The sequence below is a fragment of the Streptomyces sp. NA02950 genome (assembly GCF_013364155.1).
In the GTDB taxonomy this organism is placed as follows: domain Bacteria; phylum Actinomycetota; class Actinomycetes; order Streptomycetales; family Streptomycetaceae; genus Streptomyces.
This window is the reverse complement of record NZ_CP054916.1, coordinates 1,313,831-1,335,432: the sequence shown is the minus strand read 5'-3', so window position 1 is coordinate 1,335,432 and position 21,602 is coordinate 1,313,831. Positions and strand designations below refer to the sequence as shown.

Sequence of the window (21,602 nt, the reverse complement as noted above, 5' to 3'; positions counted from 1 at the left end):
AGGGCGGCCCGCAGTTCGGCGACGGCCGGGGGCTCACCACCGGCGGCGGGGACGTAGTACGCGGCCAGCCGGGTGTGGCCGCGGTCGTCGGCCACCGCGACGACGGCCGCCTCGGCGACGGACGGCAGATCGAGCAACGCCGCCTCGATCTCGCCCGGTTCGACGCGATGGCCGCGGATCTTCACCTGGTCGTCCACCCGGCCCAGGTAGTCCAGCTCCCCGTCGGCGGTCCAGCGGGCCAGATCGCCGGTGCGGTACATCCGGCTCCCCGGCGGGCCGTACGGGTCGGCCACGAAGCGCTCGGCGGTCAGCCCGGGGCGGCGCACATAGCCGCGCGCCAGCTGCTCACCGGACAGATACAGCTCACCCGCCACACCCACCGGCACCGGCCGGAGCCGGGCGTCCAGCACCTGGGCGCGCAGATTGCCCAGCGGCCGGCCCACCACCGGCCGCCCGTCGCCCGTGATGCGGGCGGAGAGCGCGTCGACCGTGCACTCGGTCGGACCGTAGAAGTTGTACGCGGTGGTGCCGTCCGCCCCGGCCAGCTCCCGCCACAGGGTCTGGCCGACGGCCTCGCCGCCCAGCATCAGCACCCGGGGGCGGTGGTGGCCACCGGTGAGCAGCCCGGCCGGAAGGAGCTGCCGCAGATAGGAGGGGGTGAGATCCAGGAAGTCGATCCGCTGCTCGGTGACCCGGCCGACCAGGGCGGCCGGGTCGAGCCGGGTGGCCTCGTCGATGAGGTGCAGCTCATGGCCGTCGGCCATCAGCAGCAGCCCCTCCAGCGAGGTGTCGAAGGAGAACGAGGCGGTCAGCGCGGCGCGCAGCCGTCCGCCACCGGCCTCGGCCACCAGTCCGTGGCGGTGGTTGACCAGCAGATTCACCATCGCCCGGTGGGGCACGGCCACCCCCTTGGGGCGGCCCGTCGACCCCGAGGTGTAGATGACGTAGGCCGCGTTGTCCCGGTGCAGGGCCGCGGTCCGGTCGGTGTCCGTGGGGTCGGTCACCGGCGCGGTGGCGGGCACCGAGCGCAGCGCCGCCTCGTCGAGCACCAGCGCCGGTTCGGCGTCGGACACCAGGAACGCCAGCCGCTCGTCCGGGAGTTCGGGGTCCAGCGGCAGATGGACGCCGCCGGCCTTGAGCACGGCCAGGATCGCCACCACCATGTCGGCGGTGCGCGGCAGCCGCACCCCCACGACCCGCTCGGGACCCACTCCCCGCGCGATCAGGTGGTGCGCCAGCCGGTTGGCGGCCGCGTTCAGCTCCGCGAAGGTGTGCACCGTGTTCCCGGCGACCAGCGCGGTGTTCTCCGGGGTACGGGCCGCCTGTGCCTCGAACAGCGCCGGGAACGTGGCCGGTCCGACGCTTCGGACGGGGCCGCGCCCGGCCTCCGCCATCCGCCGCCGCTCCGCGCCGGTCAGCAGCGGCAGCTCCCGCACAGGACGCTCCGGCTCGGACGTCACCCCGTCGAGCAGGGTCAGCAGATGCCCCGCCATCCGCTCGACGGTCTGCGCGTCGAACAGCTCGGTGCTGTACTCCAGCAGGCCGCGCAGCTCCGCCCCGTCCGCCACGAACTCCACACTGAGGTCGAAGGTCGAGGACCTGCGGGGGACATCGACGCTCTCCGCCGTCAGCCCGGCCGGCCGGGGCGTGCTCCCGGGGTTGCCGTGCAGCAGCACCATCACGTCGAACAGCGGATTGCGGCCCGCGTCCCGACGCGCGCCCACCGCCTCCACCAGCCGCTCGAACGGCGTCTCGTCGTGGGCGAAGGCGTCCAGCACCAGGGCGGCCGCGTCATCGAGGAGTTCATGGAACGAGCGCGCGGTGTCCACCGCCGACCGCAGCACCACCGTGTTGACGAAGAAGCCGACGGCGCGCTCCAGTTCGGTACGGCTCCGCCCGGAGGTGACGGTGCCGATCGCGATGTCGTCCTGCCCCGACCAGCGGGCGAACAGCCCCTGGCAGACCGCCACCAGCGCGCTGAAGAGGGTGGTGCGGCGCCGGGCGGCCAGCTCCCGCAGCCGGGCCGTGGTGGCCGCGGACACGGTGAAGGTGTGCACCGCGCCCGCCGAGGAGCGTAACCCGGGCCGCGGCCGGTCGGTGGGCAGCTCCAGCGGCACGACGTCCTTCAGCCGCTCCGTCCAGTAGCCGAGCTGACGCTCCAGCGCCGCCCCGGACAGCCGCTCCCGCTGCCACACCGCGAAGTCCGGGTACTGCACCGGCACCGGCGGCAGCGGACCCGGCTCCCCGGGCGTGGCCGCGGCGCCGTACAGGGCGCACAGCTCATCGGTGAGCACCCCCATCGACCAGCCGTCGGTGACGATATGATGGGCCGTCAGCAGCAGCACGTGTTCCTCGTCGGCCACCCGTATCAGCAGCGCCCGCACCAGGGGTCCGGTCCGCAGGTCGAACGGGCGCGCGTACTCCTGGAGCAGCAGCCGGTCCAGCTCCGCCGTACCGTCCTCGGTGTCGCCGAGGGCCGCCGACGCCAGTGGCAGCGGAGCGGGCGGACACACCACCTGCGTGGGACGGCCGCCGGTGTCCTCGAACACGGTCCGCAGCGCCTCGTGCCGCGCCATCAGGGCGTCCAGCGCCCGGGAGAGCGCCGGGCGGTCCAGGACGCCGGTCAGCCGCAGCGCCACCGCGCTGTTGTACCCCGCCTCGTCCGGCTGGAGGGTGTGCAGGAACCACAGGCGCGTCTGCGCGAAGGACAGCGGAAGCGGCCGGGTGCGGTCCGCGCGGGGGATCGTCTCGGTGCGTCCGGCCCGGCCCGCCAGCCGACGGCGCAGGGCCTCCTGCAACTCCTCCGGCAGGGCGGAGGCACGGCTTTTCCTCGAAGACGTCATCGTCTGTTGTGTCCTCTACCGTTCGTGGTGGTCGCCGCTCGCGGCGGCGTCTTCGAGTTCGCGCAGGATGTACTCCTCGACCAGGTCGGCGAGGCCCGAGACGGTGCGCGCGGTCAGGATGTCCCGCGGGGTCAGCTCGACACCGAACGCCTCCTTCGCCCGGGAGGCGATCAGCAGACTGCGGACCGAGTCACCGCCCAGTGCGAAGAACTCGTCCTCCGTGCCGACCCGTGCCACCCCCAGCACCTCCGACCAGAGCTCCGCGAGGACCTCCTCGGTGGGGGTGCGCGGCGGGACGTGGCGGGCGGCCGGTGCGGTGGCGGGGGCGGGCGCGGGCAGGGCCGCGCGGTCGGTCTTGCCGTTCTCCGTGAGCGGTAGCCGGTCCAGTACGGCGAAGGCCGACGGAACCATGTGATCGGGCAGTGTCCGGCCCAGCAGGGCGCGCAGTTCGGCACCGTCCGGGGCGGTGGCACCGGCCGCGGGGACCACATGGGCCACCAGACGGCGCACCCCGGGCTCGTCCTCCCGGACCGTCACCACCGCCTCCGCCACCTCCGGATGGCCGCAGAGCGCGGTCTCCACCTCACCGGCCTCGATGCGGTAGCCGTGCAGTTTGATCTGGTGGTCGGTGCGCCCCAGGTGGTGGATCCGGCCCCGGGCGTCGTAACGGGCCAGATCGCCGGTGCGGTACATCCGGCTCCCCGGCGGGCCGTATGGGTCGGCCACGAAGCGTTCCGCGGTCAGCCCCGGACGGCCCAGATAGCCGCGGGCCAGCGACGGACCGGAGATCCACAGCTCTCCGGGCACCCCCGGGGGCACCGGGCGCAGCCGCCGGTCGAGCAGCTGGACGCGGGTGTTCGGCACCGGCCGTCCGATCGGCGGCGGGGTGCCGTCGGCGGTGAGCGGATCGGACCAGGTGGCGACCACGGTAGCCTCGGTGGGCCCATAGGAGTTGATCATGCGGTGGCGGGGTGCCCACCGGGCCGTCAGTTCCGTACCGCAGACGTCCCCTCCGACGATCAGCGTGCGCAGCCCCGGCAGCTCCTCCTCGGTGCCCGGAGCCAGGGTGGCCAGGGCCGCGGGCGGAATGAGGGTGTGGGTGACGTGCCGCTCCCGCAGCACCCGGGCCAGCTGCCCGCCCAGCAGCGGACCGGGCTCGGGCACCACCAGCGCGGCCCCGGCGGGCAGCGACATGCACAGCTCCAGTACGGAGGCGTCGAAGCTGGGCGAGGCGAACTGGAGCACCCGGTCGCCCGGTTCCACCCGGTAGTGCTCGGCCTCGGCGGCGGCGAGGCTCCCGAGCCCGCGGTGGGTGACCACCACACCCTTGGGGGTTCCGGTGGAGCCCGAGGTGTAGATGACGTACGCCGCGTCGTCCGGGCCGACGGGCCGGTGCCGGTCCGTGTCGCCGGGGCGGTGGTCCGGTCCGTCGGGCACGTCCACCGCGTCCGGACCCTCCAGGGTGACCAGCGGTGCGGCGTCCTCGAGCATCAGGGCAATCCGCCCGGGCGGGTAGCCGGGGTCGACGGGCAGATAGGCGCCCCCGGCCTTGGCCACCGCGAGCTGGGCCACCACGATCTCCACCGAGCGGGGCAGGACCAGGGCCACGATCCGGCCCGGGCCGACCCCTTGGCCGATGAGGTGGTGGGCGAGGCGGTTGGCCCGGCGCTCCAGCTCGGCGTAGGACAGCTCGACGTCCGGCGAGACCACCGCGGGCGCGTCGGGCCACCGGTCCGCCGCCGCCTCGAACAGCTCGGCCAGGGTGGCCGCCGGCGCCTCGCGCGCGGTGTCGTTCCACTCGGTCAGGATCCGCCGGCGCATCTCCGCGGGCAGGATGTCGATCCGGTCCAGCGGCAGGTCGTCGGGGGCCGCGGCGAGGGCGCCGAGCACCTGGGTCAGCTGGGCGGCCAGCCGCTCCGCGGTGATCTCGTCGAACAGCCGCGGATCCCAGCCGAGTTCCACCGCCAGCTCGGTGCCGGGGGAGACCACCACGGTCAGCGCGTAGTTGGTGCTCTCCAGGGCGTGGAGATCGTGGATCGCCAGGCCGTGTTCCGCCGCCGCCGAGCTGTTGATCGGGTAGTTCTCGAACACCACCAGGCTCTCGAAGAGAGGGGACCCGCCCGGCACTCCGCTCCAGCCCTGGATCCGGGAGAGCGGCACATGGCCGAACCCGCGCGCCTCCGCCTGCCGGGTCTGGAGCGTCCGCAGCCAGGCCGCGGTGGCGGCGCCGCCGTCCACCTCGGTGCGCACCGGCAGAGTGTTGATGAAGATGCCGGTGATGCTGTCGGCGCCGGGCAGTTCGGTCGGCCGCCCGGAGACCGTGGCCCCGAAGCACACGTCCGTCTCACCGCTCCAGCGCGACACGAGCAGCGCCCAAGCGCCCTGGACCACAGTGTTGAGGGTGAGCCGGTGGCGCCGCGCGAAGTCCTGGAGGGCCGTGGTCTCCCGCTCACCGAGCCGCTGCGAGAGCCAGCGCGAGGAGCGGGTCGGGGTGTGCGGCGTGGCCTTTCGGTCGTAGGGCAGGGGAGTGGCCGCCGCGAACCCCGCCATCGCCGTCCGCCAGTGCTCTTCGGCCCGGGCACGGTCCTGGCGGCCGAGCCAGGCCGCGTAGTCCGCGAACGGCCTGCGGGAGGGCAGCCGGGGTGTCGTCCCCTCGGCCAGCGCGGCATGCGCCGCGAACACGTCCGACAGCACCTGGAAGACGCTCCACCCGTCGAGCAGCACATGGTGGAACGTCCACAGCACCCGCACCTCGGTGGGCGACAGCCGGGCCAGGGCGACCCGCAGCAGCGGCGCCGCGGTGAGGTCGAGCCCCCGGGCCCGGTCCTCCTCGAGCAGCCGCTCAAGAGCGGCGGCGCGCCCCTCTCCGTCCAACCCGCTCCAGTCGTGTTCCTCGACCGGCACGGCCGCGGCGGGCCGCACGATCTGGAGGGGTTCGGGCACCCCGCGCACCACCACCTCGCTGCGCAGCACCGGGGTGCGGTCGACGACGTGCTGCCACGCGGCGGCGAGTACGGCGGAGTCCCGGACCCCGTCCAGGACGAAGGTCGCCTGCTCCACGTACAACCCCTGGCCCTGCTCGGCCAGTCCGTGGAAGACCAGCCCGGACTGGGTCGGGGTCAGCGGATAGATGTCCGCCACGTTCCGCCCGTCGCCCGCCAGCCGGTCCACGGTCTCCTGGTCCAGGGCGGCCAGCGGGAAGTCCGACGGTGTCCGGCCGCCCGCGCCCGGAGCGGCGCACAGGGCGACGATCGCCCGCAGCTCCCCGGCCATCTCCTCGGCGAGCCGCAGCACCGTGGCGCGCTGGTGCAGACTGCGCGCGTACGACCAGGACAGCTCCAGTTCGCCGGCCGTCACCCGGCCGACCACATCGATCAGATGGGGCCGGGGCGCGTCCGCGCTCATCCCGCCGTCCAGCCCGCCGCGCAGCGTGTGCAGCAGCCCGCCGTCCGGGCCCGCCCCCGGGAGCTTCCAGTCCAGCTGCCCCAGGTAGTTGAAGCTGATCCGCGGCGGCGCGGCCGGGAGGTTGGGTGCGGTGCCGGGCAGCAGACGGCGCAGCGCGCCGAAGCCCAGCCCGTTGCGCGGCACCGCCCGCAGCCGCTCCTTGACGGCCTTCAGCGTGTCCGCGAGCCCGCTCGCCGACGAGCCCTCCAGCGCGACGGGGAACATGCTGGTGAACCAGCCGACGGTACGGGAGAGATCGACGCCGTCGAAGATCTCCTCGCGGCCGTGCGCCTCCAGGTCCACCAGCACCCGGTCCCGTCCGGTCCAGCGGCCGAGCACCCGACCCAGCGCACACAGCAGGACGTCGTTGATCCGGGTCCGGTAGACATCCGGTACGTCCTGGAGCAGGGCGCGGGTGGTGTCCGCGTCCAGCCGGACGGCCACGGACTCCTCGAAGGCCACGGTATTGGGCCCCTCGCTGTCCGTGGGCAGGTCGGCGCAGCCGTCCACGGCCGCCCAGTGGTCTTCTTCGGCGGCGAAGCCACCGGCCGCGGTGTGGTCGCGCAACCGCAGCGCCCACTCGCGGAACGAGGTGGTCTTCGGCCCGAGTTCGGCCGTACGGCCCTCGGCCAGGGCGCGGTACGCGGTGTCCAGGTCCTCCAGCAGAACGCGCCACGAGACGGCGTCCACCACCAGGTGGTGGGCGGTGAGCAGGAGGACGGGACGCTCCCCGTCGCCCCGGGTGAACAGGGCCGCCCGCAGCAACGGCCCCCGGGCCAGGTCGAACCCGGCCTCGAGCCGCGCCGCGGTCTCCCGCAGCGCCGTCTCCTGACCCGCGGGCTCGAGGCCGGACAGGTCGACCACCTCGAGCACCGGCTCCTCACCGGGCGGTGCGTTGTGCTGGCGCCACCGGCCGTCCCCGGTGCGCTCGAACCGCATCCGCAGGGCGTCGTGGTGGTCCAGCAGGGCCGCCAGCGCCGCGCCCAGCGCGGTGGTGTCCACCGACCAGGTCAGCTCCGCGGAGAGCGACTGGGTGAAGTGCCAGGGGCTCTCGGCCAGGCTCTCGAACAGCCAGTGCTGGATCGGGGTGAGCGGCACCTCGCCCAGGACCGGCCCCTGTTCGGCGGTGGCCGCCGGGGACACCGCGCCCTCAGCGGCGGCGGCCAGGGCCGCCACGGTCTGGTGGACAAAGAGATGACGTGGTGTCAGCTCGATACCGGCGCGGCGCGCCGAGGACACGATCTGGATGCTCAGGATGGAATCGCCGCCGAGCGTGAAGTAGTTGTCCTCCACGCCGACCCGCGCCACGCCCAGGACCTCGGCCCAGATCCCGGCGAGCACCTTCTCGGTCTCGGTACGCGGTGCGAGGCGTCCCGCCGCCGGGGCGGCCCAGTCCGGCGCCGGCAGCGCCCGCCGGTCCAGCTTGCCGCTCGGCCCGAGCGGCAGCCGCTCCAGGGGGACCACGGCCGCCGGAACCATGTGGTCGGGCAGGCTGCGGGCGAGGAACTCCCGCATCGCGCCCGGATCCACCGAGGCGCCCGGGGCCGGGACCACATACCCGGCCAGCCGCTTGTGGCCCGCGGTGTCCACCACGGCCGCGGCGGCCCCGGCCACCTCCGGGTGGCGCGCCAGCGCGGCCTCGACCTCGCCCAGCTCGATCCGGAAGCCCCGCACCTTGACCTGGTCGTCGGTTCTGCCCAGGTACTCCAGCTGCCCGTCGGCGTCCCAGCGCACCAGGTCCCCGGTGCGGTACATCCGGCCGCCCGCGGGGCCGAAGGGGTCGGCGGTGAACCGGTCCGCGGTCAGCCCCGGCCGCCCGGCGTAGCCCCGGGCCAGCCCGGCCCCGGCGAGATACAGCTCCCCGGGCACCCCCACCGGCACCGGCCGCAGTTGTGCGTCCAGGACGTACGCCCGGGTGGCGGCGACCGGGGACCCGATGGGCGGGGTCCGGCCGGGGTCCGCCGGGTCGCAGGTCCATGCGGTGGCGTAGACGGTGGCCTCGGTGGGGCCGTAGATGTTCGCCACCCGGCAGCCCGGGATGGCCGCGCGCACCTCCTGGACGGTGCGGGCGGCGAGCCCCTCGCCCGCCAGCACCACGGTGTCGGCGGTGACCGACACCGCGCCCTTGCCGACCACCTGCCCCAGCGCGGACGGCACCGCGCTGAGCAGACTGGCCGACCACGGCCCGGTCCGCTCGGCCAGGGTGAGCAGGTCGCGGACGATCTCGATGGAGCCACCGGCCAGCAGCGGGCACAGCATCTCGAAGACCGACACATCGAAGTTGAGCGAGGTGGAGGCCACCACATGGGACAGCCCCGGCGCGCCGAACTCCGCCGCCGCCCACTCCGCCAGCGCCGCCACACTCGCGTGGGTGACCACCACGCCCTTGGGCGTGCCGGTCGACCCCGAGGTGTGGATGACATAGGCCGGATGGCCGGGGTCCAGCGGGTGCCGCCGTTCGGTGTCGGTGAGGTTGCGGGCGTCCTCACCGGCCATCCGCTCGGTGAACTCCGCGCCATCCAGAAGGAGGTGAGCGGCCTTGCCCGCCGGGATCCGCGCCGCCGACTCCTCGGTGGTCAGCACGATGTCCGGGGCGATGTCCTCGAGCATGAAGGCGATGCGCTCCGCCGGATACGCCGGGTCCACCGGCAGATATCCGGCCCCGGACTTCAGCACCGCCAGCAGCGCCACCACCAGATCCGGGGTGCGCGGCAGCGCGAGCGCCACAAAGCGCTCGGGGCCCGCGCCCGCGGCGATCAGCAGCCGGGCCAGCCGGTTGGCGCGCTCGTTCAGCTCCCGATAGCTGAGCGAGGTGCGGGAGCCGTGCCCGCCCCGTACGGCCACCGCGTCCGGGGTCCGGGCCGCCCGCGCCTGGAACAGCTCCGGCAGCACCGCGTGCGGCGCCGGGGCGACGGGGCCGCTGAACTGAGTGAGGATCCGCCGGGTCTCCGCCACATCCGCCGGCGGCAGCTCCGCCACCCGGCGCGCCGGGTCGACCGCCATCTCCTCCAGCAGTCCGCGCAAGCCCGCGCCCAGCCGCTCGACCGTCGGCGCGTCGAACGTGGCCGGGTCGTAGTCCAGCGAGATCGACAGCCGCTCCTCGGGCGCCACCACCACACTGAGCGCGTAGTTCGTCGGTTCGAGGTCCCGTTCCTGCCGGATGCCCAGACCGTGCTCCGCGATGGCCTCGCTGTCGAAGGGATAGTTCTCGAACACCACGATGCTGTCGAAGAGATTCATCCCCCCGGGCACATCGCTCCAGCTCCGCAGCTGCGCCAGGGACACGAAGTCGAAGCGCCGGCATTCCGACTGGGCCGTCTGGAGCTCACGCAGCCAGACCGGCAGCGGAGTACGGCCGTCCACCCGCACCCGGGTGGGCACCGTGTTGATGAACACGCCGACCATCGACTCCACACCCGTCAGCGCCGCCGGACGCCCGGAGACCGTGGTGCCGAACACCACGTCGTCCGTGCCGCTGTAGCGCGCCAGCAGCAGCGCCCACGCCCCCTGCACCACGGTGTTCATCGTCAGCCCGTTGTGCTGGGCGGCGGTCCGCAGCCGGGCCGACTCCTCGGCCCCGAGGGTGACCCGGTGGGTGCCCGAGGAGGCCGTACGGTGCGCCTCCACCGGGGGCCGGTCGCGGGGCAGTTCGGTCGGCGAGGTGAAGCCCGCCAGCGTTCCGCGCCAGAACCGCTCGGCCTCCGCGGTGTCCTGCTCGGCCAGCCAGCCCAGGTAGGCGCGGAAGGGACGGCGGGCCGGAACCGCCGCGGCGCGCCCGGTGGTCAGTGCCGTGTACCGCTCGCAGATCTCGTCGAAGACCTGTGCCGCGCTCCACCCGTCCAGCAGGACATGGTGGAACGTCCAGATCAGCCGGACCTCGTCCGTCGACAGCCGGATCAGGGCCAGCCGCATCAGCGGGGCGGTGCCCAGGTCGATCCCCTCGGCCCGGTCCTCGGCGAGCAGCCGGTCCAGTTCGGCGTCCCGCCACCGCTCCGGCCGCGCGGTCCAGTCGTGGTGGACGATGCGCACCGCGGCCCGCCGCCGGACGACCTGGAGGGGTTCGGGCGTGTCCGCCCACACCAGATGGGTGCGCAGGATGGGGTTGGCGTCCGCGGTCCGTTGCCACGCGGTGGCCAGTGCCCCGGGGTCGCTCACCCCGGTCATCGTCAGCTGCACCTGGTTGACATAGGCGTCCGAGGCCGGGTCCACGAGGTGGTGGAACAGCATGCCCGCCTGCATCGGGGTCAGCGGATAGACATCCGCCACCTCGCGGCCGTCGCCGGCGATCCGGTCCACCGCCGCCTGGTCCAGCCGGGCCAGCGGGAAGTCCGACGGGGTGCGGCCACCGGCGTCGGGCCCGGCGCAGTGGCCGACGATCTCCTCCAGGGCGCGCACCATCTCCCGGGCCAGCCGGGCCACCGTCTCCCCGGAGTGCGTCGCCGTGCCGTAGTACCAGGTGAGTTCCAGGCGGCGGTGCTCCACCCGGCCCACCACGTCGAGCAGATGGGCCCGCGAGGACTCCGCCGCGGCGTCACCGCCCAGCCCGCCCCGCACGGTGCGCACCAGGGACGCGGTGTCCTCACCCGGCTCCGACCAGTCGAACTGTCCGAGGTAGTTGAAGCTGATCCGGGGCTCCGGGGCGTCCCGCAGGGTGGTGTGCACCGGCGTGAGATGGCGCAGTGCCCCGTAGCCGATGCCCCGCGCGGGCACCGCCCTCAGCTGCTCCTTGACGGACTTCAGCGTCTCGCCCCAGCCGCCCGCCGGGAGGTCCAGGGCCACCGGGAACATCGTGGTGAACCAGCCGACGGTACGGGACAGATCCACTCCGTCGAGCAGATGCTCCTCCCGGCCGTGGCCCTCCAGGTCGACGGCGATCCGACGGCGTCCGGTCCAGTCGGCCAGCACCCGGCCCAGCGCCGCGAGCAGGACGTCATCGACCCGGGTGCGGTAGACCCCGGGCACCTCCTGGAGCAGTGCGGTGGTCAGCTCGCGGTCCAGCCGTACGGTGACCGACCCCATGGCCGCCACCGTGTTCTCCCCGGTGCCGTCCACGGGCAGGCCGGTGGCGCACTCCGAGGCCACCGCCGTCCAGTGGGGCAGTTCGGCGTCGAAGCCGCCCGCGGCGGTGTGCTCGGCCAGCCGCCGGGACCAGTCCCGCAGTGAGGTGGTCCGCGCGCCGAGGACGATCGGCTCCCCGTGGAGCGCCTGGCGGTAGGCGGTGTCCAGGTCCTCCAGCAGCACCCGCCAGGACACCCCGTCCACGACCAGATGATGCCCCGTCAGTAAAAGCGCCGGTGGCTCGCCGGGTGTGCCGCGCAGCAGCCGCGCGGCCAGCAGCGGCCCCCGCTCCAGCTCGAATCCGGCGTTCGCCTCGGCCATGGCCGCGTCCTCCGCGGCCCGCCGCTCCGCCGTGTCCGGGTCCGGCAGCGTCACCTCCCGCAGCGGCACCGGGTCCTCCGGGTCCGGTGGCGGGCAGTACTGCCGTACGCTGCCGTCCGACCGCCGTTCGAAGCGCATCCGCAGCGCGTCATGGTGGACCAGCAGCGCCGCCAGCGCGGCGCGCAGCGCGGGGAGGTCGGGGTACGCGCCGAGTTCGGCCACCACGGACTGGTTGAAGTGGCCGGGCCGGGCGGTCTGGCTGGTGAAGAACCAGTGCTGGATCGGGGTGAGCGGCAGCTCCCCGGAGACCGGCCCGGTGTCGGCCGCGGGCCGTGCGCCGGCGCGCGCCACGGTGGCCAGCGCCGCGATCGTGGGATGCCGGAACAGCTCCCGGGGCGTCAGCGACAGCCCGGCCTGCCGGGCGCGGGAGGCCACCTGGATGCTGAGGATCGAATCCCCGCCCAGCATGAAGAAGTTGTCCTCGACCCCGATCCGGTCCCGGCCCAGCAGGGCGCCCCAGATCTCCGCGAGTGCCCGTTCGGCGTCGGTGCGGGGCGCCACGTGTCCGGCGCCGGCCGCCGCCGTCCAGTCCGGTGCGGGCAGCCGCCGCCGGTCCACCTTGCCGTTGCCGGTGAGCGGCAGCTCGTCCAGGGCCGTGAACACCGCGGGCACCATGTAGTCCGGCAGTGTGGCGCCGAGGAAGGACCGCAGCTCCTCGGCCCCGGGCAGGGCACCGCCACGTACCGGGACCGCGTAGCCGGCCAGCAGCTTGCGCTCCCCGTCCCGGGCGAGTGTCACCACCGCCTCCGCCACGGCCTCGTGGCGGACGAGCGCGGCCTCGATCTCCCCCGGCTCGATCCGGAAGCCCCGGACCTTCAGCTGATCGTCCGCCCGCCCCACGAAGGCCAGTTCACCGTCGTCGGTCCACGCCACGATGTCCCCGGTGCGGTACATCCGGGACCCGGGCGGGCCGAACGGATCGGCCACATACCGCTCGGCCGTGGCACCCGGACGGTTCCGGTAGCCGCGTGCGAGTCCCGCGCCCGCGATGTACAACTCACCCGGGATGCCCGGCGGTTGGGGCTGGAGGGCGGGGTCCAGGACATGGACCCGCATATTGCCCAGCGGTCGGCCGATGGGCAGTGCGCGCGGCAGCTCCTCCCCGGCCCGGAAGGCCCGCCGGGTGGCGAAGGTGGTGGTCTCGGTGGGCCCGTAGCCGTCGACGACCGTCAGTCCCGGGCAGGCGTCCAGCACCCGGCGCACCGCCGCGGCGGGCACCACGTCACCGCCGGTCCACACCTCCCGGGCGCCGCGCAGGCATTCCGGCGCGTCCTGCGCGAGCAGCCGGAACAGTCCGGCGGTCAGCCACAGACAGCTCACCTTGTGGGTGTCGATCGCCCGGCGCACGGTGTCCGCGTCCACGTCCCCCTCGGGGGCGAGAACGGCGGTGCCGCCGCGCAGCAGCGGCACCCATACCTCGTAGGTGGAGGCGTCGAACGCCTGCGGGGAGTGCACCAGCACCCGGTCGTGCCCGGCGAAGGCGCGATCGGCGGCGAGGGCCGCCACATCGCGGTGGCGCACCGCGACCCCCTTGGGCCGCCCGGTGGAGCCGGAGGTGAACATCAGATACGCCGCGGAGTCGGGGAAGACCGCCACGCGCGGCGGATCGCAGGGACCGTCCCCGTCGTCGCCGGGCGCGACCACCACGGTCCGTCCCTCGTGCGGGACGTCCGCCGCGGTGCGCGCCCAGGCGCGGTCGGTCAGCAGGACGTCCGCCGCCGTCTCGGCCAGCACCGTGCGCAACCGGTCCTCGGGGGCCCGGATATCCAGCGGGACGTACACCCCGCCCGCCTTGACGACGGCCAGCTGCGCCACGAGCAGCTCCACCGAACGGTCCATCAGCACCGCCACCGGGTGCTCGGGCCGTACGCCGAGCCCGATGAGCCGGTGGGCCAGCCGGTTGGCGCGGATGTCCAGCTCCCGGTACGTCACCGGGCCGCCCGCGCCGTCCAGCGCCGGTGCGTCCGGGGTCCGCCGGACCGACGCGGCGAACAGCTCGGGCAGGGTGCCCTCGGCCACCGGGACCGCGGTGTCGTTCCACTCCTGGAGCACCTGTCGGCGGCGGTCGGGGGTGAGCATCGACAGCCGGGCGGGCGCCCGGTCCGGGCTCTCCGCCATGTTCGCGAGCAGCACCGACAGATACTCCGCCGTCCGCTCCACGGTGGCCCGGTCGAACAGCGCCGGGTCGTAGCCGAGCCGCAGTGTCAGCTCCTCACCCGGGTAGACCACCAGGCTCAGCGGGTAGTTGGTGGTCTCGACACCGTCGAGCTCCCGCAGCGCCAGCCCGTGCGCCGCGGCGAGGTCACCGCCCACGGGGTAGTTCTCGAACACCACGATGCTGTCGAAGAGGCTGACCCGCTCGGCGAGCCCGGTCCACGACCGCAGCCGGGGCAGCGGTACGAAGTCGAACCGCCGGTCCTCGGTCTGCGCCGACTGCACCTCCCGCAGCCAGCCGAGCAGGGTGGCGCCCGACGGCACCCGTACCCGGGTCGGCAGGGTGGCGATGAAGAGCCCGTTCATGTCCGGCGCGCCCGGGAGTTCGGCCGGACGCCCGGAAACCGTCGTGCCGAAGACCACGTCCGCGCGGCCGGTCTGCCGGGACAGCAGCAGCGCCCACGCCCCCTGGAGGAGGGTGTTCAGCGTCAGCCCCTCGTCCCGGCCCAGCTCCGTCAGCCGCCGGGAGGTGCCGGCGGGCAGGGTCACCCGCACCGCCTCGGTGGACTCCGCGTGATGGGTCTCGGTGGGTTCCCGGTCGAAGGGCAGCGCGGTGGGCTCCGACAGACCGGCGAGCCGGGCCCGCCAGTGCTTCTCGGCCCGCGCTCCGTCGCGCTCCCGCAGCCAGGCCACGTAGTCGCGGAACGGACGGCGGCTGGGCAGCCCGTCGGCCATGGCCGTGCCCGTGGCGCCCTCCCGCGCCCGCGCATGGCAGTGGAAGACGTCCGACAGCACCTGGAACAGGCTCCAGCCGTCCAGGATCAGATGGTCGAAGGTCCACACCACCTGGACCTCGGTGGCCGACAGCCGGGCGAGCACCAGCCGCGTCAGCGGCGCGGTGCCCGGGTCCAGACCGCGTTTCCGGTCCTCGGCGAGGAACTCCCGCAGAGCCTCCCGGCGTTCGTCCTCGGTCAGTCCCCGCCAGTCGAGATGGCTGACGGGCATCCGAACCCCGCGCTCCACCACCTGGAGCGGTTCGGCCACCCCGTCCCACACCGCGCGGCTGCGCAACGTCGGTGTCCGGTCGGTCACCTGCTGCCAGGCGGCCGCCAGCGCCTCCGGGGCCGGCACACCGTCGAGTACGAAAGCCAACTGCTGGAAGTAGACGCGCCGGTCGTCCTGGGACAGCCGGTGGAACAGCATGCCCGCCTGGGTGGGCGTGAGCGGGTAGACGTCCTCCACCGCACCGCCGTCACCCACCAGCCGGTCCACGGTGGCCTGGTCGAGCGTGGCGAGCGGGAAGTCGGACGGGGTGCGGCCCCCGGCGCCGGGCTCGCCGCCGTGCCGGGCGATCTCCACCAGCGCCCCGCGGAACTCCTCCGCCAGCCGGGCCACGGTCTCCTCGTGGTGCAGATGGGCCGAGTAGAACCAGGTGAACTCCAGGGTCCGCCCCTCGACCCGGCCGACCACCTCCAGCGGATGCGGCCGGGGACTCTCGGGGTCGGCGTCCAGGGACAGTTCGCGGTGGGTGGCCCGGAACAGCCCCTCGCGCTGCCCCTCAGCACCGCCCGGCAGCTCGAACCGGCCCAGGTAGTTGAAGCTGATGCCCGCCGTGGGTCCGTCCGGGAACCCCTCGGGGCGGAGCAGATGGCGCCGCACCCCGTAGCCCAGACCGCGCCGGGGCACCGCCCGCAGCTGCTCCTTGACCGACTTGAGGACGGCGCTCCAGTCGCCGTCGGGCAGTTCCAGCGCCACCGGGAAGCGGGTGGTGAACCACCCGACCGTACGGGAGAGATCCACGTCCTCGAAGAGCTCCTCGCGGCCGTGGCCCTCCAGGTCCACCGGGACCCGGGTCCGCCCGGTCCACCCGGTCAGCACCCGGGCCAGCGCGCTCAGCAGCACATCGTTGACCTGCGTCCGGTACACCTCGGGCAGGGTCTGGAGCAGGGCGGTGGTCTCGTCCTCGCCGAGCCGGACGGCGACCGAGCGGGCCGAGGCGTAGGTGTTCTCGCCCTGACGGTCCGTCGGCAGGGCCGGATCGCAGTCCTTCGCCACCCCGGCCCAGTACGCGGTCTCGTCGTCGAACCCTCCGGCCTCCGCGTGCCGGGTCAGCCGCAGTGCCCAGTGGCGCAGCGAGGACGACTTCGCGGGCAGCCGGACCGTGCCGCCAGCGGCCAGGTCGCGGTAGGCGGTGTCCAGGTCCTCCAGCAGGATGCGCCAGGAGACCCCGTCCACCACGGCGTGGTGCGCGGTGAGATGGAGCACCGGCGGCCGTCCGCCGGCGCCCTCCTCGAACACCGCGCGCAGCGGCGGTCCTTCCGCGAGATCGAAGCCGCCGAGGTGGCGGGCGCCGTCCGCGGCGGCGCGAAGCGGTGTCTCCCCGGCCCCGCCGCCGTCGATCCAGTGGCCGCGGTCCGGGCCGCCGTCGCACAGCGGGAAGCGGGAGCGCAGCGCGTCGTGGTGGGCCAGGAGCGCCGCCAGGGCGCCGCGCAGCGCCTCCTGGTCCACGTCCTCGGCCAGCACCACGGACACGGTCTGGTTGAAGTGCGCGGCCCGCTCCGGGTCGTGCTCGAACAGCCACCGCTGAATGGGCGTCAGCGGAAGCTCCCCGATGGCCTCCTGGTCCTCGGTGGCGGCGGGCCGCTCGGCCGGGGCGGAGGTGTCCAGATGCAGCGCGAGCGCGGCGATCGTCTGATGGCGGTAGACATCGCGCGAGGTGAGCGGGAGCCCGGCCTGCCGCGCCTGGGAGACGACCTGGATGCTGAGGATCGAATCGCCACCGAGGGAGAAGAAGTTGTCCTCGACGCCGACCCGCTGCACCCGCAGGATCCCCGCCCACACCGCCGCGAGGGCCCGCTCGGTCGCGGTCCGCGGTGCCACATAGCCGCTCGCCGCCGTGGCGCTCCAGTCCGGGTCGGGCAACCGGCCGCGGTCCAGCTTGCCGTTGGGGTTGAGCGGCATCCGGTCCAGCACCAGTACGGTCGCGGGCACCATGTAGTCGGGCAGCCCGCGCCGCAGGAACCGGCGCAGCCCGGCCGGGTCCGGGGAGGCCCCCGGCGCGGCCACCACATAGGCGATCAGCCGCTTGACATCGCCGGACTCCTTGGCGACGGCGGCGGCCCCGGCCACCTCGGGGTGGCGCAGCAGCGCCGTCTCCACCTCGCCCAGCTCGATACGGAAACCACGGATCTTGACCTGGTCGTCGGCCCTGCCCATGTACTCCAGCTGGCCGTCGCCGTTCCACCGCACCAGATCGCCGGTGCGGTACATCCGGCTGCCGGGCGCGCCGAAGGGGTCCGCCACGAAGCGCCGGGAGGTCAGCGCGGGCCGATTGAGATAGCCGCGCGCCAGCCCCTGCCCGCCGAGGTACAGCTCCCCAGTCACCCCGGGCGGCACCAGCCGGAGCGTCGGATCCAGCACATAGGCGCGGGTGTCCGCCACCGGCCGTCCGATCGGCGGGGCCTGCTCGGGAGCCGCGCCGTCGCAGAACCACGCGGTGGCGTACACCGTGGCCTCGGTCGGCCCGTACAGGTTGGCGATCCGGCACGACGGCATGGCGTCGCGGACGTCCCGTACGGTCTGGGCGGGCAGCGCCTCGCCCGCCAGCGCCACCGTCCCGGTCGCTCCCTCCGCCCAGGCCGCCGTGTCCCCGCCCAGGATCCGGCCGAACACCGACGGCACCCCGCTGATCAGCCCGGGAGTGTGCGGCCGCTCCCGCGGATCGATGAGCGCGGGCAGATCGCGGACCACCTCCACACTGCCCCCGGTCAGCAGGGGGCACAGGATCTCGAACACCGAGACATCGAAGTTGAGCGAGGTGGAGGCCACCACATCGGTCAGCCGGCCCCGCCCCAGCTCCGCATCGGCCCAGGCCGCGAGAGCCGCCACACTGCGGTGGGTGACCACCACACCCTTGGGCCTGCCGGTGGAGCCGGAGGTGTAGATGACATAGGCGGGGTGGGCCGGTGCCAGCGGCCGGGTCCGCTCGGCGTCGGTGATGTCGCCGTCCGGGCGCGCGGCCAGGTCGGAGCGGACCGCGGTGTCGTCCAGGACCAGGATGTCCGCGCCCGGGGGCAGGGACGCGGCCGCCTCACCGGTGGTCAGCGCCACCGCGGGCGCGGCGTCGTCCAGCATGAACGCGATGCGCTGGGCCGGATAACCGGGGTCCACCGGCAGATAGCCCGCGCCCGCCTTGAGCACCGCCAGCAGCACCACCACGAGGTCGGCGGTCCGCGGCAGCGCCAGCGCCACCAGGTCCTCCGGGCCGATACCCCGGGCGATCAGCAGCCGGGCCAGCCGGTTGGCCCGCCGGTTCACCTCGCCGTAGGTGAGCCGGACGTCCCCGTGGGCCACCGCAGGAGCCGAGGGGCGGCGGGCCGCCTGTGCCTCGAACAGCTCGGGCAGCGTGGTGTCCGGGGCCGGAAGCCCCCGCCCGTTCCAGGAATCGAGCATCGTGCGCCACTCGGCGTCGGTCAGCATCTGGAGCTCGATCAGGGGTGTTTCCGGAGCCGCCGCCATGGCCCCCAGCAGCCGGTGCAGATGGGTGGCCATCCGCTCCATCGTCCCGGCGTCGAACAGATCGGAGTTGTACTCCACGGTCAGCCCCAGCGAACCGCTCTCCCGCGGCAGGAACTCCAGCACCAGATCGAACCGCGCGGCGGGCCGCGGCAGCGCGTGCTCGGTGATCCGCACCGCCCCGGCCTCCCGGGTCGGCACCATCGCGCCCTGCTGGACGACCAGCGCCTGCACCAGCGGATTGCGGCTCGGGTCGCGCTGCGGGACAAGCGCCTCCACGACCCGCTCGAACGGCAGCTCGTCGTGGGCGAACGCGTCCAGCACCGTTTCGCGCATGGTGTCGAGGAACTGCTCGACCGTGGTGTCCCCGTCCACATCCGCGCGCAGCACCAGGGTGTTGACGAAGAACCCGGCGACGGAATCCAGTTCTCTGCGGTGGCGTCCGTTGGTGACGGTGCCGAAGGAGATGTCGCGCTGCCCCGAATAGCGCGCGAACAGCACCGACACGGCCGCCGCGAGCAGGGTGAACAGCGTGGTGCCGCGCTCCCGGCCCAGCCGTACCAGGTCCGCCACCAGATCGGCGGGCAGTTCATGGCGGTGGACCGCGCCGGCGGTGGTGCGCACCGGCGGCCGGGGGCGGTCGGTGGGCAGCTCCAGCGTCTGCATCCCGGCGAGCCTCGTCCGCCAGTACTTCAGATCCGTCTCCTGCCGCGGCGGGGCCGGACGACTCCGCTCCCACACGGCGTAGTCCGGGTACTGGAGGGGCAGCGGCGGCAGTCCGGCGTCCGTCCCCGCCACCTGCGCCCCGTAGAGCGCGGCCAGTTCCCGCACCAGCACCCCGACCGACCAGCCGTCGGTGACGATGTGGTGCTGGGCCAGCAGCAGGATGTGGTCGTCGGCGGCGAGCCGGATCAGCAGCGCCCGGGTCAGCGGCCCCCGCTCCAGGTCGTAGGGGCGGCTCAGCTCCTCGGTCAGCAGCCGGTCGACGGCCGTGGCCCGCCCGGCGGCGGGCAGTCCGCTCAGATCGGCGCGCTCCAGCGGTACGGTGCCCCGCCCGGCCACCCGCTGCACCCCGTGTCCGTCCACCGTGGCGAAGGTGGTCCGCAGCGCGTCGTGGCGGGCGGCCAGCCCGTCCAGCGCGCGGCACAGCGCCTCCGTGTCCAGCGGGCCGCTCAGCCGCAGCCCGGCCCCGGTGTTGTACTCGGTTCCGCCGGAGGTCAGGTCGTCCAGGAACCACAGCCGCCGCTGGGCGGCGGACAGCGGCAGCGGACGGTCGCGCGGCGCGCGCGGGATCGGCGGGTCCGCGGCCACGGGCTCGGTGGGCAGCGCCCGCGCCAGCCGCGCCACCGTCCGGGCGTCCAGCAGCTCACGCAGCGTCAGTTCCGCGCCCAGCTCCGCCCGGACCCGGGACAGCAGCCGGACCCCCAGGATCGAGTCGCCGCCGAGCCCGAGGAAGTCGTCCTCGACACCCACGGTGTCCACCGGGAGCACCTCGGCCCAGAGCCGGGCGAGGGCGGTCTCGGCCGGGGTGCGCGGGGCGATGTGCCGGGCGTCCCCGTCCGGGGCGGAGCGCGGTGCGGGCAGCGCCGCGCGGTCGATCTTGCGGTGCGGGGTGAGGGGGAACGCGTCCAGCGGGACATAGGCGGACGGCACCATATGGGCGGGCAGCAACCGGCTCACCGCGGCCCGCAGTTCCGCGGCTCCCGGCGGGGCCCCGCCACCGGCGGGTACCACGTACGCCACCAGCCGCCGGTGCCCCGGCTCGTCCTCCCGGACGGTGACGGCGGCGGCCCCCACCTCCGGATGACGTGCGAGCGCGGCCTCCACCTCGCCCAGCTCGATACGGAAACCGCGCACCTTGACCTGGTGGTCGGTCCGGCCGAGGAACTCCAGCTCCCCGTCGGCCGTCCAGCGCGCCAGGTCGCCGGTGCGGTACATCCGGGTGCCCGGCGGACCGGAGGGGGCGGCGACAAAACGTTCCGCCGTGAGCCCTGGCCGGTCCAGATAGCCGCGGGCCACCCCCAAGCCGCTGATGTACAGCTCGCCGGTGGTGCCGACCGGCACCGGCCGCATCGTCCCGTCCAGGACGTGCACGCGGGTGTTGGGCAGCGGACGGCCGATCGGCGGGGTGCCGGAGCCCGCGCGCAGCGCGCCGGTCCAGGTGGCCACCACGGTGGCCTCGGTCGGACCGTAGGAGTTGACCAGCCGCCGGTCCGGCGCCCACAGATCCACCAGCCCGGCCGGGCACGCCTCGGCGCCCACGATCAGCGTGCGCAGGTCCGGCAGCCCCCGGCGCACCTCCTCCGCGGGCACCGTGGCCAGCGCGGCCGGGGGGATCAGGGCGTGGGTCACCGCGTGGTCCCGCAGCACCGCGGACAACTCGGTTCCCAGCAGCGGCCCTTCCGGCGGCACCACCAGCGCCGCCCCCGCCATCAGCGAGGAGCACAGCTCCAGCACCGAGGCGTCGAAGCTGGGCGAGGAGAACTGGAGCACCCGGTCGCCCGGCCGTACGGCGTAGTGTTCGGCGGTCGCGGCCGAGAAGTTCCCCAGGCCGCTGTGGGGCACCATCACCCCCTTGGGCACACCGGTGGACCCCGAGGTGTAGATGACGTACGCCGGATGGTCCGGCAGCAGCGGGGCGAGCCGGTCCGCGTCACCGGGTGCGTGGGCCGGGCCGGTCACGGACCGGATCGCCGCCGGGTCCTCCAGCACCACGGTGGCTCGGGCGTCGGCCAGCATCATGGCCCGGCGCCCCTCGGGGTGGGCCGGGTCCACCGGGAGGAACGCGCCTCCGGCCTTCGCCACCGCCAGCTCGGCCACGACCAGTTCGGCCGAGCGCGGCAGCACCAGGGCCACCACCCGCTCCGGTCCCACACCACGTCCGATCAGCTGGTGGGCCAGTCGGTTCGCCCACTCCTCGACCTCGCCGAAGGACCATGTCCGGTCCTGCGCCACCAGCGCCGGAGCGTCCGGGGTGCGCGCCGCCCACACGGCGAAGAGGGCGTCCAGCGGGGCACGGGAGACGTCATGGCCGGTGGCGTTCCACTCCGCGGGGGGCAGGCCCGGGGCGTCCTGGGGTGCGGAAGCCGGATCGGCGGTGGCCGAGTCGATGGTGCCCGAATCGGTGGTGGCCGGGTCGGCGGTGGCCGAATGGGCGGGGGCTGAACGGGTGGTGGCCGAACCGGCGGTTGCCTGACCGGATGACAT

1 pseudogene (cut by a window edge) is annotated in these 21,602 nt (G+C 74.4%); it reads right to left on the bottom strand.

Annotated elements, in window-relative coordinates:
* Positions 1-21,602, bottom strand: a pseudogene (locus tag HUT19_RS43910) (non-ribosomal peptide synthase/polyketide synthase) (its annotated part extends 10,909 nt beyond the left edge of the window); the annotation flags it as partial.